Origin of the sequence: Paenibacillus sp. GYB004 (assembly GCF_036577605.1) — a bacterium.
Lineage (GTDB): Bacteria > Bacillota > Bacilli > Paenibacillales > NBRC-103111 > Paenibacillus_AB > Paenibacillus_AB oceani.
Map to the genome: position 1 here is coordinate 158,474 of NZ_JARBDB010000065.1, position 14,719 is coordinate 173,192.

A 14,719-nucleotide genomic window follows, 5' to 3' on the forward strand; every position below is an offset into this window, starting at 1 on the left:
CCTAGGTTTTTCACCGCTTTATCGACCCGATGTCAAAGGAAGCCGGCGAAACATTTTTGGATTTTGCGCAAAATATATATTGTGTCATAAATAATTTTATGGTATGTATTATATGAGGAATTCGCATGTGGCATTTTAATAATGACGAACTATTCGAATATGGAGGCGATCCGGCATGAAACCGATCGGTCAAAGCGTTAAGTTAGGTCTTATCGTATGTCAGCATTGCGGCCGTTGGATTGACGAAGTGGAAACCGAAAAGGTGACGGTGCTGTACGGCTGCTGCCGCGAGGATTCTTGCCGGAACGGAAAGCGACAGGGGGATATCGAACATGATTAACGGAAACGGACTGGTACAATCGTTCGAGCAAGGACATGCGGGAATGAAGATGGAGCTGGGCGGCAAAGGAGCGAACTTGGCCGAGATGACCCGGGCCGGGCTTCCGGTGCCTCCCGGATTTACGATAACGACTCAGGCTTGCCGTGACTATTATGCTTCCGGCGAACAGCTGCCGGCCGGGCTGATGGACGAAGTGAACGTTGCCCTGCGCGAGCTGGAGAAGAAGCAGAATAAACAGTTCGGCGACGCTGCACGTCCGCTGCTCGTCTCGGTTCGATCCGGTTCCGTGTCGTCCATGCCCGGCATGATGGATACGATCCTTAATGTCGGTCTAAACGACGTTACGGTACGCGGAGTGGCGGAAGCCACACAAAATCCGCGCTTCGCGTACGACTGCTACCGCAGGCTGGTCCAGATGTTCGGCAACGTGGTATTCGGCATCGAGCCGATCCGTTTCGAGAAGCTGCTGCATGAGACGAAAACGAGCTGCGGCGTGGAGCACGACCGGGACGTCAGCGCCGAAGGCTGGAAACAGCTGGTGGACCGCTATAAGGAGCTGATCGCTTCCAAAAGCGGCAAGCCGTTCCCGCAATCGGTCGACGAGCAGCTGCAGCTGGCGGTGGAAGCGGTATTCCGTTCCTGGAACAACTCCCGCGCCCGCGTCTATCGCAAAGTAAACCGGATTCCCGACGAGCAGGGGACGGCGGTTAACATTCAGGCGATGGTATTCGGCAACAAAGGGGACGATTGCGGAACCGGCGTCGTTTTTACCCGCGATCCTTCTACGGGAGAGAAGCGGCTGTACGGCGAATACTTGACGAACGCGCAGGGCGAAGACGTCGTCGCGGGCGTCCGTACGCCGCTGCCGATCGCCGAATTGGAGCGGGATATGCCGGATGTATTCGCCAGTCTGAAGCATACTGCGGAGCGGCTGGAGCGGCATTACCGCGATATGCAGGACATCGAGTTTACGGTTGAGCACGGCACGTTGTACCTGCTGCAGACGCGCACGGGCAAACGTTCCGCGCAGGCGGCGATGAAGATCGGCGTCGATCTGGTCGACGAGGGGATCTTGACCAAGGAAGAAGCGATAGCCCGGATCGAGATCGGACATCTCGACCAGCTGCTTCATCCGGCAATACCGGCCGATGCCGTGCTCGACGTATTGGCCGTAGGGCTTCCCGCTTCGCCGGGCGCGGCGACGGGGGAAGCGGTATTCGATGCGGATACGGCGGAGGAGAAAGCCAAGGCCGGCCGCCGGGTTATTCTGATCCGGTCGGAGACGACCCCGGAAGATATTCACGGGGTGCTGGCAGCCGAGGGGGTACTTACGAGCCGCGGCGGGATGACGAGTCACGCCGCCGTTGTCGCCCGCGGTATGGGCAAGCCTTGCGTATGCGGATGCGAGGAAGTCCGGATCGACGCGGATACGCGCGAGCTTCGCGCAGGTGAGACGATTATTCGCGAAGGCGATCCGATATCGATCGACGGCTCTACGGGACGCGTGATCCGCGGCGAGGTGCCGCTGAGGGCGGGAGAGATGTCGGCGGAGCTGTCCCGTCTGCTCGAATGGGCGGACGGCATCCGGACGCTTCGCGTCGCGGCGAATGCGGACAATCCTGCCGATGCGGCGAAAGCCCGCGAATTCGGCGCGGAAGGGATCGGCCTGTGCCGAACCGAGCATATGTTCCTGGCGCCGGAGCGGCTGCCTGCCGTCCGCGAGATGATTCTTGCGGAGACGAAGGAGGAGCGGGAAGCGGCGCTTGTGAAGCTGCTGCCGATGCAGCAGGAAGACTTCGAGGGGATGTTCCGCGCGATGGACGGCTTGCCGGTTACGATCCGGCTGCTCGATCCGCCGCTGCACGAGTTTCTGCCGAACGCCGATGAGCTTCGGGCTCGCGCTGCGGAGCTGGCGGCCGACATCCGCAGCGGCGGCGATCCGTCCGGAGAGCTGCGCAGCCAGGCGGCGGAGCTGGAGACGATGCTCCGCAAGGTGAAGTCGCTGCACGAGGCGAATCCGATGCTCGGTCAGCGCGGCTGCCGGCTTGGCGTCTTGTTCCCGGAAATTTACGATATGCAGACGGAAGCGGTGTTCCGCGCCGCTGCGGTATGTATCCGGGAAGGCGTGCACGTAGGGCCCGAAGTGATGGTTCCGCTTGTCGGCCATGTGAACGAGCTCCGGTTTTTGCGGGGGCGTATCGAACAAACAGCGGAAAACGTACTGGGCGAGCTGTTAAGCCGCTGCCCGTACAAGGTAGGCACGATGATCGAAGTGCCCCGGGCCGCTCTGACCGCCGCGCAAATCGCCGAGTGCGCCGATTTCTTCTCGTTCGGCACGAACGATTTGACGCAGATGACGTACGGCTGCAGCCGGGACGATGCGGAAGGCAAGTTTTTGACCCACTACGTCGATCATAAGCTGCTCCCGGCAAACCCGTTCCAGACGCTCGACCGCGACGGCGTCGGCCAGTTGATCGAATGGGCGCTGGAACAAGGGAAAGCGGTACGCGGCGATTTGAAGACAGGCGTATGCGGAGAACATGGCGGCGATCCGGAGTCGATCTTTTTCTGCCATCAGGCCGGGCTCGATTATGTGAGCTGTTCACCTTACCGGATTCCGCTCGCCCGCATCGCCGCCGCTCAGGCGCGGCTCGCTCTAGGGCCGGTGGAGCGGCAGCCGGCGGCCGCGCGCATAGCGGTTGCGGCGGGCAGATAAGACCGGATTGCTCCGCCTTGATACGGGGGAGTTGCAAAAAGTTGCCGCACGACAGTGGCATTTGTCCCGATTCCAAGCTAACATAAGAGATAGGGATTTCGGATGAGCCGAAAGCTTGCGCTTTCGGCTTTCCGTTCGAAGGAGGGCTGTTATGCAATTATCTCAGCGCCAGATGGAGATTGTCCGGCTCGTGCGCCAGCACGCGCCGATTACCGGCGAGCAGATCGCCGAAATGCTCAAGCTGAGCCGGCCGACGATCCGTTCCGACCTGGCCCTTCTCGTCATGCTCGGGACGCTGGACGCGAAGCCGAAGGTCGGCTATTTCCCGGGACAAGCGTCCTCCCGCGAAGCGAGCGGAACGCCGGACGCCGCGGAGCTGAAAGTGAAGGACGTGCAGTCGCTGCCGGTCATCATCCGCGAATCGGCTACCGTGAACGATGCGGTCGTGACGTTATTTATGGAGAACGTGGGCTCTCTGATCGTGGCCGACGAATCGAGCGCGCTGCTCGGGGTAATCTCCAGAAAAGATTTGCTCAAAGTGACGCTTGGCAATCCGGGTGCTTCCACGATGCCGGTCAGTCTCGTGATGACGCGTCATCCGAACGTCGTGACCGCCTCTCCCGAGGAGACGGTCATCGAAGCCGGGCGTAAAATGATCGATCATCAGGTGGACAGCCTGCCTGTCGTCGTCCGCCATCCGGACGATGCCGGCAAATGGGAAGTAATCGGCCGCATCACCAAGACGACGATGACCAAGCTGCTGATCGGCTGGACCGGTACGGTGGAAACGTAACAGATAGGAGGAGCAGAGATGACCGGAGAACGCCAACAGGTCATATACATTTGCTCGGATGCGGTTGGTGAGACGGCGGAAGCGGTAGTGAGAGCGACGATTCGCCAGTTTGACGCGCACCAGGTAAAGATCAAGCGGGTAGGGCATATCCGCAACGAAGACGAGATTCGTCTGCTGATGGAGGAGGCGGCGGGCAGCGGCGGTTTCGTCGCCTTCACGCTCGTCCAGCCGGAGCTGCGCGAGATGATGAAGGAAGAATCGATCCGGCTCGGTGTGCGGGCCGTCGATATTATGGGACCGATGATGCAGGCGTTTATCGATACGTTCAACGATTCGCCGAAGCGGAAGCCGGGTCTGCTGCATGAGATGGACGACGCTTATTTCCGCCGGGTCGAAGCGATCGAGTTTGCCGTGAAGTGCGACGACGGCCGGGATTCGAACATGCTGCTGCAGGCGAATATCGTGCTGATCGGGGTGTCCAGAACGTCCAAGACGCCGCTCAGTATCTTTTTGGCTCATAAAGGCTATAAGGTGGGCAATTTTCCGCTCGTGCCGGAAGTGAAGCCGCCTCAGCAGTTGTTGCAGCTGCCCGGCAACCGGGTGGTCGGACTCACGATGGACGCCGAGCAGCTGCTCAAGATCCGCACCGAGCGGCTGCGCGCCGTCGGACTTCCGTACGGAGCCAAATACGCAACGCTGCAGCGCATATCGGAAGAACTCGAATATGCTCACGATATTATGAAACGGATCGGCTGCCCGATCATCGACGTCACGGATAAGGCGATCGAAGAGACGGCCGGAGTTATACTCGGTTACTTGTAATAACGGCGAAAATAAAGGTTGTCTATCCCGCCCCTCTCCTTTATCCTAGAAAAGGGTAAAAGTGCGAGTTCAAAAAGTCCGGTTTTCAGCACCGAGAAGATGGGATGAAGCAAGGAAATGAGGAGCGGAGCGTAGTGGAGCTACGCGAGCACCGTAAGTTCCGGCTGAGTTCCATATTCGATGTCGAGTACGCTTCCAGATCGGCTTCGTGATCAAAATCGGACTTTTTGAACAACCTCTAAAAGACAATCGGATAAAGCGAGGGATTCTTCGAGATGAGCAAGCTGAAAGTGGGCGTTATCGGCGCCGGATCGATCTCCGAACTGCATATGGGTTCTTACAAAAACAACCCGGACATCGTGATGCACGCCGTATGTGATCTGAATGAGCAGCGGGCAAGAGCGTTGGCTGACAAATACGGGTTCGCCCGGGTCTACACGAATATTGCGGAGATGATGGCCGACACCGAGCTGGAAGCGGTCAGCATCTGTACCTGGAACAATACGCATGCCGATTTGGCCGTTGCGGCGCTGAATGCAGGCAAGCATGTGCTGGTGGAGAAACCGCTCAGCACGACGGTGGAGGAGGCTTTGCGCGTCCAGGAGGCGGTACGCCGTACGGGCAAGCAGGTTCAGGTCGGCTATGTCCGCCGCCATGGGGCCAATACGCAAATGCTGAAGCAGTTTATCGACAACGGCGACTTCGGCGAGATTTATTATGCGAAGGCGTCGTGCATCCGCCGTCTCGGCAATCCGGGCGGCTGGTTCGCGGACAAGTCCCGCTCCGGCGGCGGTCCGCTGATCGATCTCGGCGTGCATATGATCGACCTGTGCTGGTACTTGATGGGCCGTCCGAAAGTGAAGTCGGTCAGCGGCAATACGTATTACAAGCTCGGCAACCGCGCCAACGTCCAAAATTTGAACTTCTACAAGGCGGCCGATTACGATGCCAGCAAAAATACGGTCGAGGATATGGCGAACGCGATCGTACGGTTTGAGAACGGCGCTTCGCTGATGGTTGACGTCAGCTTCTCGCTGCACGCGAAGGAAAACGAAGTGTCGGTTCGTCTGTTCGGCGAGAAGGGCGGAGCCGAAATCGAGCCGGAGATCACGATCGTAACCGAGAAATATGATACGATCCTAAATGTGACCCCTCAAGTCAACTCGCTCAAGCTGAACGTAACCGAAGCGTTCCAAAATCAAATCAATCATTTCGTCTCCTGCTGCCTGAACGGCACGACGCCGGACAGCTCCGTCGACGACGGGGTCGAGATGATGAAGATTTTGTGCGGGATTTACGAATCCGCGGAGCAGGGTAAAGAGATTTATTTCTGATCTTGCGGCTTTGTGTCCGCGAATGGCTTCATTATGGAAGAATGAATGTGAGAAACGCCCCGATCTTTTTGTGAGATGGGGGCGTTTTTGCGTATTGGTTTATGAGGAAAAGCGATTTTGAGCTTTGAAAATGGCTGGCAAAAGAGGCTCGGGTTCGTAAACCAGGATCAATTGCCGTACTGCCCGTGAGCTTCGCGGGTCCGTCCGGCTTCAAGCGGTAGCATGAGCCTGCTTGCGCCTCCCGATATCGCGTCCCCGGCCGAGCGGGATGCACATCGGCGTCCCGAACTCCGGATCGGGTACGATTCGGCATTCCATCTCGAACACGTGGCGGATCAGCTGTTCGTCGACGATCTCCTCCGGCTTGCCGCAGGCGTATACGGTCTTGTCTTTCACAGCCACGATATGATGCGCATAACGGCAGGCAAGATTAATATCGTGAAGCACCATGACGATCGTCCGGTTCTCCAGCTCGTTCAGCTCGAACAGCAGGTCGAGCACTTCAATCTGGTGGGTCAAATCGAGATACGTCGTCGGTTCGTCGAGCAGGATCGTCCTTGTCCCCTGGGCGAGCGTCATTGCGATCCACGCCCTCTGCCGCTGACCGCCCGACAGCGAATCCACCGCTCTTTCCGCCAGCTCCTCGGTCCCCGTCGCCTTAAGCGCACGCCTCACCATCCGCTCGTCTTCCTCAGACCATGTCTTCAGCCACGACTGATACGGATACCGCCCTTGCTTCACGAGCTGGAGCACGGTCAACCCTTCCGGCGCCGAAGGACCTTGCGGCAATATCGACAGTTGCCGGGCCACTTCCTTGGTCGACATCGACGAGATATTCGCGCCGTCCAGCAGGACAGCTCCGGAATCCGGCTTTAAGAGCCGGGCCATCGAACGGAGCAAGGTCGATTTGCCGGAGCCGTTACCGCCGATGAGGACCGTAATTTGTCCTTTCGGAATCGTCAGGTCGAGATTTTCGATAATCGGCTGCTCGCCGTACGAGAGCGTTAACCGGTTCGTTTCGAGGGCTTTCATCGTATATCCTCCCGTTTCGTTAAGTGAGCAAGCTTAGGGACTATTGCAAAAATACCGTTTGGCGTACAGCTCGTCAGAGCCGGCAAGCATACGCTGACAAATAGCAGGCACATGATTTCGCAGCCGTTTTTATGCGTTGCGGTTTTTGTACAACAGGTATAAGAAAAACGGCGCTCCGATCAAGGAGGTGAAGATGCCGACAGGCAAATCGAGCGGCGCAAATGCGGTTCGGCCGATCAGATCGGCGGCGGTCACGATGATCCCTCCGATCAAAGCGGACGCCGGCAGCAGTCCTCCGAACGAAGGGCCGACGAGCTTGCGCGCGATATGCGGCGCCAGCAGGGCGACGAAACCGATCGCTCCGCCGACGGCAACGGCCGCTCCGGCCGTTCCTACGCACAGGGCGAGCAGGAGCAGACGATCGCGTCCGACCCGACTGCCGACGCCGGAAGCCGTATCATCCCCAAGCTGCATCACATTCAGCGTTCGTCCCATCGCAAAGGCGAGCGGCAATAATACTGCGGACCAGATTAGCAGCGTCCAGACGTTGCCCCAGCCGGAGCCGTATACGGTACCGGTCAGCCAAGTGAGCGCTTTGCTCGACGAGTAAAACGGGCTTTTGACGATCAGCAGCGTCGTTAACGCCTTCATGCTTGCTTCGATCCCGATGCCTACCAGAACGAGCCGCATCGCGGATACGCCTTTTTTCCAGGCGAGGATATAGATGATCGCAGTCGCCGCTACAGCCCCGAGCATAGCGGTGAAAGGCAAGTACACGATGCTGGCCGCCGGCAGCAGCGTAATGAACAGTACGGCCGCTGCCGACGCTCCGCCGGTAATGCCCATAATATCGGGGGACGCGAGCGGATTGCGGATCATTCCTTGCAGGATGGCTCCGGCTGCGGCAAGCAGCATGCCTACGAGCAGAGCGGTTAATATTCGAGGCAGTCGGAATTCCAGGACGACGGTCGCTTCCGCTTCATCGCCCATCCCCAAAAATATTTTTACGACCGACCACGGGTTTATTTTAAGCGAGCCGATCGCCGAGCTGACAATAACGACGGCAAAGGCCAGCACAAGCAGAACAGTCGTAACGAGCAAAGCTCTCTTATCCAACAGCCCCGAAGCGCGGAGCTTTTTGCTGCGAAATGTGACGTATTTGCTCATCGCTTCGACCACCCCTTACGCGCCGCATAGACGAAAAACGGCGTTCCGACCAGAGCGGTCATGACACCGATCGGCATCTCGCCCGGCATGGCGATGAACCGTCCGGCGATATCGGCCGCGATCAGCAGAATCGCTCCGACAAAGGGGGAATAAGGAATGATCCAACGAATATCGTTTCCTATTAAGGTCCGGCAAATATGAGGAGTCACGAGCCCGATGAAGGCGATCGGACCGGCTACGGCGACCGAGGCGGCGCATAAGGTCATAATGATCAGTCCGGCAACGGCTTTTACAAGCAGCGTACGCTGTCCGAGCCCTTTGGCGACTTCGTCGCCGAGCAGCAGCGTATGTACGGGACCGGATACGGCTATCGCGCCGATCCAGGCGGTGGCCATAAAAGGCAGCACGTCCAGCAGTAGCTCCAACTTGCGGCCTTGAACGGAACCGGCGAGCCAGAACAGAACTTCTTCCATATTGCGTTTGTCGATCAAGAGCAGCGCGTGGATCATCGACGAAGCCAGTGCGGTGACGGCGGCCCCGGCCAGCGTAACCTTTAACGGCGACAAACCGTCCTTGCCCGCCGAGCCGAGGATGTATACGACGATTCCGCTTGCAACCGATCCGATGAAAGCGATCCAGGTGTAGTCGCTTAACGAGCTGACCGAGAAAAAGGTAACGCCGCATACGATCGCCAGTCCCGCTCCCGAGTTGATGCCCATCAGGCCCAGATCGGCCAGCGGATTTTTTGTCAGCGCCTGCAGCAGCGCACCGGCTATCCCGAGACTCGCTCCTACGGCCGCGGCGATAAGCGCGCGCGGGACACGATGCTCCTTGATGACGATATGTTCGTTGGAACCGTTAAAATGAAAGTAAGCGTCGACAGCCGTCCGCCAGTTCGTGCTGATTACTCCATATACGATGCTTGCGTACACTGCTAGAGCAAGCAAGACAAGAGCAACCGCAATCCCGAACAGCTTGCCGTTAACGCTTCTGATTAGCGATGACATAGATGGCCTCTTTCTATAGGAAGAACCGCATAAAGTCTACATCGTTCAGTGTAGGGGATACCGGGAGTTCTGTCAATGAATTTGATATTCATTCTCACCGTTTGGAGCAACTAAATTTCTCTGATTTCCGATAAAAAGGAAACATTTTTTAGTTGACAAGCTGGGGGCTGGGGTGTATCATATGTTTTTGTTAATGATAATCATTATCACTACAGGGGTCGGAATCGTACAAATCGATATATGCGGAGGGAAATGGATATGATTCATAAGAAACGGCTCGGCAGCGTCGTACTGACAGCTGTCATCGGCGCCGCTGTCGCACTCGCAGGTTGTTCGGATAAAAAAGCGGCGGATCCGGCTGGAACCGGCTCAGCAGCCAGCGGAGGAGGAGCGTCGGCCGGTTATACGGTCAAACACGCGATGGGAGAAACTCCGATTCCGGCTACGCCGAAAAAAGTCGTCATCTTGACCAATGAAGGTACGGAAGCTTTGCTGGCGCTTGGCGTCAAACCTGTCGGAGCGGTGAAATCGTGGGTTGGCGAACCCTGGTACGATCATATCAAATCCGAGATGGAAGGCGTCAAAAACGTCGGCACCGAAAGCCAGCCGAATATCGAGGAGATCGCCGCTCTGAAACCGGATCTGATCATCGGCAACAAAATGCGGATCGAAAAAATATACGACCAGCTGAGCAAAATCGCTCCTACCGTTTATTCCACCGATCTGCGAGGCAGCTGGAAAAATAACTTCATGCTGTACGCCGAAGCAGTGAACAAAAAAGCCGAAGGCGAAAAAGTGATCGCCGACTTCGACAAGCGCGTCGAGGATTTGAAGAAAAAAGCGGGAGACAAGCTGAAGCAGCAAGTGTCGCTCGTCCGCTTCATGCCTGCGACCGCCCGCATTTATTATAACGATACGTTTGCCGGCATCATCTTCAAGCAGATCGGCATTGCCCGTCCGGAGAAGCAAAATAAAGAAACGTTTGCGGACGATGTTACAAAAGAACGCATTCCGGACATGGAAGGCGACGTGCTGTTCTACTTCACTTATGAGACGGGAGACGGCAAAGCTTCCAAAATGGAAGAAGAATGGATCAAAGACCCGCTCTGGAACAACTTAAATGTCGTCAAAAACAAAAAGGCTTTTAAGGTGAGCGATACGATCTGGAATACGGCCGGTGGCGTCAAGGCGGCCAACCTGCTGCTTGACGACTTGTACAAATTTTACGAAGTGCAAAAATAAGGCTGGAAACGAAGGGCGGTTCCCGGTACGAATCCGGGGTGACCGTCCTTTGTGGTTTCGTTGACCGCCATCCGTTTTTCGGGCATTATTAGGTTACGAAGCAAAACCGGAGAGGAGACGGGGACATTGAGCGCGGATCGGAACCAATATCGGACGGAGAGCAGACGGCGTCTCGTGATGCGCAAATCGCTCCAACTGCCGATCCGGTTTTACCGGAGATGGATATCGCCGCTGAAGCCACCGACATGCCGGTTTTACCCGTCCTGCTCCGCCTACGCGCTGGAAGCGATTGAGGTGCACGGACCGGCCAAAGGCAGCTGGCTGGCGGTCAAACGCATTTGCAAATGCCATCCGTTTCATCCCGGAGGAGTGGATCATGTGCCTCCGCGGGCGGACAGTGGAATAAAACGTTCCTGAAATTTCAGGGGCGCGCCAAGAAGGAGTCGGCCATCTTGCCGCTCCTTTTTTTGTTAGATCCACTCATTGCGAATGGCTGCTTCGACAATCTGCCCGTCTCTATATGCCGAAAATACCCGCAAACCCGTAAACCGGAAAGCCCAATACCCCAACAGCCCAATACCCCAACAGCCCAATACCCCAACAGCCCAATACCCCAACACCCCAACACCCCAACACCCCAACACCCCAACACCCCAACACCCCAACACTCCAAAAACCCAAAAACCCAAAAACACAAAAACCCAAAAGCACAAAAACCCAAAAGCACAAAAAAACGAACACCAGAAGTCCAAAAGCAGGAAGCACCCGAAGCAAGCGGGAGAACCGGTTTTACCAGTTGGGCGGATCTGGAATTTTCGGGATAAAGAACAAAAACACCGTTCTAAAAAACAAAGAAATGGAAGGCGGAGCTCGTTATAATGGCTGTAATACCTCTGTAGTACCGCGTTATTCGATCATTCGTATAAGGGAGGATTGGAACATGACGGAAAACGGAAACGGAAGCGAGAGCCAAAACCAGAGCCAAAACCAGAGCCAAAACCAGAGCCAAAACCAGAGCCAAAACCAGAGCCAAAACCAGAGCCAAAACCAGAGCCAAAACCAGAGCCAAAACCAGAGCCAAAACCATAACCAAAGCCGGGTACACGATGGCGAAGGGAGAGGGACGAAACTGGCGAAGGCGGAGGCCGAAACCAAACCCGGTTGGAGCCGCAGAAGGCTGCTCGCCTCGATCGGGGCGGCGGGGGCGACTATCGCTGCGGCGGGGCTGCTTGGAAGGAGCGATGTCGCATACGGCAATAGCCACAGCGTAACCGATAGCGTATACGAAATTAACGGCAGGCGGCGTGTACCTGACTTGTTGAGTATGAATCTCCTAGTTGCCGTTACGATAGCCGAATTAAGAGCGATGACCTCCCCCGAACCGGACGTTGTGTACTACGTGAGCGATTCCGGGAAAGAGGGACACTTTCATTACGACCCCGCCGATTCCGCAACCCCGGATAATACGGGAACCGTGATCGTCTCCTCTAGCGGGGCAAGGTTGAAACGAATCCTCGAAGTAGGGACGGTGAATGTCGCCTGGTTCGGTGCCGCAGGGGACGGGACAACGGACGATGCGCCGGCGATTCAGGCCGCCCTCGATGCGATCCCGCCGGGAGGAGGCACGCTGCTAGTTCCTCCAACCGGGTCGTTTTACGCGCTCGCAAGCCAAGGGCTGTCGATCGAAAACCGGAATCATCTGGCCATCTGCTCATCCGGAGCAACGCTCAAATTCAAGGACGGCACACCCGACATCAAAAACAGGGATATGAAGCAAAGCAACATTTTATTAAAAAATTGCCGCCATATTCGCTTGGAAGGGCTTATTCTGCACGGCAATGTATCCGGTAGGGTGGCCAATTCCGGATCGGAAAGCTTCCATTCCTGCTTAAGTATCATCAAGTGCGAAGATGTCCGAATCAGCCACTGCACCTTTACGGAAGGGATGACTGACGGGATCTACATCGGCGGCATTTATTCCGGCCCGGCATCTACTGGCACCGCTGCCGTCAGCAAACACATCTCCATCGATTTCTGCATCGTCAGTCTATGCCGGAGAAACAACATCTCGATTGTGGCGGCGGACGGCGTAACGGTGTCGAACTGCCTGATCAGCGAAGCCGGCAAAATTCAAGGAACCGCTCCTCGAGCGGGCATCGACGTAGAGCCGAATAAAGGGTGGTACGGGACCAGCAAAAACATCGTCCTGCAAAATAATACGGTGGAGTATAGCGAAGGCACCTACGGCGTAACCGTCGGAGGAAGCGGCAACGAAAACGTGGTTATCGACGGCAACCGGATTACAGGCAACAAAACGGGATTGAATTTCAACAATAATGCCGATGCTCCAGACAATCGAAATGTGCAGGTCATCAACAATACGTTTACCCGGAATATTACGGGAATGCGGATGGTGAGCAAAAACGTGGATACGATTTGCGGCAACCTGTTTGCAGATAATGAAAGCGTCGGTCTGGTCTTGTTCCATAAAACCGACGGACTAAAAATCATATCGAACAAATTTTCCCGCAATGCCAGCTACGGAATTAGCGGAGGGTATCCTTCCGCCAACACCGAAAACAACGTCATTTCCGTTATTATTTCTGAGAACGAGTTCCAGGACAATGCTTCCGAGGCGACAGCGGCGTCCGGCGGCGCATCGGTCAGGCTTTATATGCGCGATTCATCTTCCAAAGTAATCTTCAATAACAACGTTCAATTCAATTCCGAGGATGCCCTGTACAAAATGAAAGGGGTCTGGGTCGACCAGGATTGCATCGCCCGGGCGAACGGCAATACGGCCTGGAACTTGTACGATAATAATAAACCGCACGAACGCTTTGCCGGCGCCGGCAACTATTCCGCGGATGCCGCCGTACCGGAGTTATAGGTAATCGATTACTAATTCACGGTTCAAAATGAAACGGCTGAAAGGCAACATCAAAAAGGGGAGCTGAATTCTAAACATGAGAAAAAAATGGCTGGCGTCAACCGCCGCGTTTATACTGCTGTCGGCCTGCTCGGGCCCTAATGAGAGCGCTGTCAAAGATCCGGACGCCCGGCCTGCAGCCGAGCCGCCCAAGCCGGTAACGCTAAACGTGTTCACTGACGCTTCGGCGGCGATCGATATCGAACAGGAGCTGGTGCAGAAAAAGTTTCCTCATATTACGCTTAATGTGATCAAAAACGGCAAGGACACACGGATCGAAAACGTCGTCGGAAGCGGGCAGCGTCTCGATCTGATCAACCACAGCATGGGTTCGATCTGGAAGCTGCTCGATCTTCAACTGCTGTCCGACTTGACCCCTTACATCGAGAAGTCCAAATTCGATCTGGGCCGGTACGTCCCCGGTGTCGTCGAGTCGATGAGAAGCTATTCGACCAAAGGGGAGCTGATCGCGCTTCCTTACGAACTGAACAGCAGCGTGCTGTTTTACAACAAATCGATATTCAACAAATTCGGCGTTCCGTATCCGAAAGACGGCATAACGTGGGACGAAGTGTACGATCTGGCCAAAAGGTTGACGAAACAGGACGGCGGGGTGCAGTATAAAGGTTTTCAGTTCCAGCATCAGAACCTGACGTGGAAAAATCAGCTCGGCCTTCCGGTCGTCGATGCGGCGACGAACAAAGCGCTCGTCAACACCGACGGATGGAAACGGTTTTTGGAGACGATGGGCCGGTTTTATATGATCCCCGGCAACGAATATACGGACTCGGACACCAACAATTTTTTGGTTAAACAAGTATTGGCGATGCGGGTAGGTCCGAACATTTTGTCCTCGATACCGGAAGCCGTTAAAACGGGGCTGGACTGGGACGTCGCGGCGGTACCGTTGTTCGCGGGGAATACGAGCGGCGGTTCGCAACTGATCGCGCCGTTTTATTCCATCCCGGTCGGCGGCGCTAACAAAGAAACGGCGTTTCAGGTGATGGAGTTTCTGCTGTCGCCCGAAGTGCAGCTCCTGAAATCCAGAAGCGGCAAAATGCCGATCGTCAACGATCCGGCCGCCATCGAGGCGTTCGCTGCGGACATTGACGGAATTCAAGGAAAAAACATGGGGGCGTTTTTCAAGGAAACGATCGGCAAGCCGATTAAAGCGACGAGGTTCGACGCGATCGCCAAGGACGAGATTTGGGGCAAAGCGCTAAAAGCTTATTATGAGCAAAGCAAAGACCTGAATACGGTGCTTCGCGAAGCGGAGGAAGCGGTTAACAAAAAAATTGCGGAGCAGTTGCAAATGTAAGCCGGTCTCCCTATGATCC

At 56.0% G+C, this 14,719-nt stretch carries 12 protein-coding genes; 9 read left to right on the top strand and 3 right to left on the bottom strand.

All coding sequences use genetic code 11. The features are described from left to right. Positions 1-175 precede the first annotated feature (175 nt). From PV433_RS29665 to PV433_RS29685, 5 genes are all read left to right on the top strand, one after another. Positions 176-340 carry a GapA-binding peptide SR1P gene (locus PV433_RS29665; RefSeq protein WP_190930050.1) on the top strand — a complete coding sequence of 55 codons (165 nt, stop codon included), beginning with the start codon at positions 176-178 and terminating at the stop codon, positions 338-340. After that, positions 333-3,056, top strand: a complete 2,724-nt coding sequence (gene ppdK / locus PV433_RS29670) for a pyruvate, phosphate dikinase (RefSeq protein ID WP_332075611.1) — start codon at positions 333-335, stop codon at positions 3,054-3,056. The genes PV433_RS29665 and ppdK overlap by 8 nt, the downstream gene beginning before the upstream one ends. A 151-nt stretch (positions 3,057-3,207) precedes the next feature. Continuing rightward, entirely contained in the window at positions 3,208-3,849 is a 642-nt protein-coding gene (locus PV433_RS29675) for a helix-turn-helix transcriptional regulator (RefSeq protein WP_223836834.1), read from the top strand. A gap of 18 nt (positions 3,850-3,867) precedes the next feature. Then, positions 3,868-4,671, top strand: a complete 804-nt coding sequence (locus PV433_RS29680; RefSeq protein ID WP_332075612.1) for a pyruvate, water dikinase regulatory protein — start codon at positions 3,868-3,870, stop codon at positions 4,669-4,671. A gap of 275 nt (positions 4,672-4,946) precedes the next feature. Then, positions 4,947-6,005 (top strand): Gfo/Idh/MocA family protein, encoded by a 1,059-nt coding sequence (locus PV433_RS29685; protein WP_332075613.1) that lies wholly within the window; start codon positions 4,947-4,949, stop codon positions 6,003-6,005. Between the two features lie 210 nt (positions 6,006-6,215). On the opposite strand, the gene PV433_RS29690 is transcribed toward PV433_RS29685, so the two are convergent. From PV433_RS29690 to PV433_RS29700, 3 genes are all read right to left on the bottom strand, one after another. Further along, a complete protein-coding gene (locus PV433_RS29690) occupies positions 6,216-7,037 on the bottom strand; it encodes an ABC transporter ATP-binding protein (RefSeq protein WP_332075614.1) in 822 nt (273 codons plus the stop codon). Positions 7,038-7,166: 129 nt separating this feature from the next. Continuing rightward, the gene (locus tag PV433_RS29695; protein WP_332075615.1) at positions 7,167-8,204 is read right to left on the bottom strand and encodes a FecCD family ABC transporter permease; all 1,038 of its coding nucleotides are present in this window, start codon (positions 8,202-8,204) and stop codon (positions 7,167-7,169) included. After that, positions 8,201-9,211, bottom strand: coding sequence for a FecCD family ABC transporter permease (locus PV433_RS29700; RefSeq protein ID WP_332075616.1), 1,011 nt, complete (start codon positions 9,209-9,211; stop codon positions 8,201-8,203). The genes PV433_RS29695 and PV433_RS29700 overlap by 4 nt, the downstream gene beginning before the upstream one ends. Before the next feature lie 258 nt (positions 9,212-9,469). On the opposite strand from PV433_RS29700, the gene PV433_RS29705 reads away from it, so the two are divergent. The 4 genes from PV433_RS29705 to PV433_RS29720 all read left to right on the top strand — a co-directional run bounded on the left by PV433_RS29705 (position 9,470) and on the right by PV433_RS29720 (position 14,700). After that, positions 9,470-10,453 (top strand): ABC transporter substrate-binding protein, encoded by a 984-nt coding sequence (locus PV433_RS29705; RefSeq protein WP_332075617.1) that lies wholly within the window; start codon positions 9,470-9,472, stop codon positions 10,451-10,453. A gap of 177 nt (positions 10,454-10,630) precedes the next feature. Beyond that, complete coding sequence (yidD, locus tag PV433_RS29710) at positions 10,631-10,870, top strand: membrane protein insertion efficiency factor YidD (protein ID WP_190930104.1); 240 nt, start codon at positions 10,631-10,633, stop codon at positions 10,868-10,870. A gap of 523 nt (positions 10,871-11,393) precedes the next feature. Then, entirely contained in the window at positions 11,394-13,343 is a 1,950-nt protein-coding gene (locus tag PV433_RS29715) for a right-handed parallel beta-helix repeat-containing protein (protein ID WP_332075618.1), read from the top strand. Between the two features lie 76 nt (positions 13,344-13,419). Then, positions 13,420-14,700, top strand: a complete 1,281-nt coding sequence (locus PV433_RS29720; protein ID WP_332075619.1) for an ABC transporter substrate-binding protein — start codon at positions 13,420-13,422, stop codon at positions 14,698-14,700. The last annotated feature ends 19 nt before the right edge of the window (positions 14,701-14,719 follow it).

Coding starts and splice junctions, on each gene's coding strand:
- PV433_RS29665 (WP_190930050.1), top strand. CDS start 176: ATGAAACCGATCGGTCAAAGCGTTAAGTTAGGTCTTATCGTATGTCAG.
- ppdK (WP_332075611.1), top strand. CDS start 333: ATGATTAACGGAAACGGACTGGTACAATCGTTCGAGCAAGGACATGCG.
- PV433_RS29675 (WP_223836834.1), top strand. CDS start 3,208: ATGCAATTATCTCAGCGCCAGATGGAGATTGTCCGGCTCGTGCGCCAG.
- PV433_RS29680 (WP_332075612.1), top strand. CDS start 3,868: ATGACCGGAGAACGCCAACAGGTCATATACATTTGCTCGGATGCGGTT.
- PV433_RS29685 (WP_332075613.1), top strand. CDS start 4,947: ATGAGCAAGCTGAAAGTGGGCGTTATCGGCGCCGGATCGATCTCCGAA.
- PV433_RS29690 (WP_332075614.1), bottom strand. CDS start 7,037: ATGAAAGCCCTCGAAACGAACCGGTTAACGCTCTCGTACGGCGAGCAG.
- PV433_RS29695 (WP_332075615.1), bottom strand. CDS start 8,204: ATGAGCAAATACGTCACATTTCGCAGCAAAAAGCTCCGCGCTTCGGGG.
- PV433_RS29700 (WP_332075616.1), bottom strand. CDS start 9,211: ATGTCATCGCTAATCAGAAGCGTTAACGGCAAGCTGTTCGGGATTGCG.
- PV433_RS29705 (WP_332075617.1), top strand. CDS start 9,470: ATGATTCATAAGAAACGGCTCGGCAGCGTCGTACTGACAGCTGTCATC.
- yidD (WP_190930104.1), top strand. CDS start 10,631: ATGCGCAAATCGCTCCAACTGCCGATCCGGTTTTACCGGAGATGGATA.
- PV433_RS29715 (WP_332075618.1), top strand. CDS start 11,394: ATGACGGAAAACGGAAACGGAAGCGAGAGCCAAAACCAGAGCCAAAAC.
- PV433_RS29720 (WP_332075619.1), top strand. CDS start 13,420: ATGAGAAAAAAATGGCTGGCGTCAACCGCCGCGTTTATACTGCTGTCG.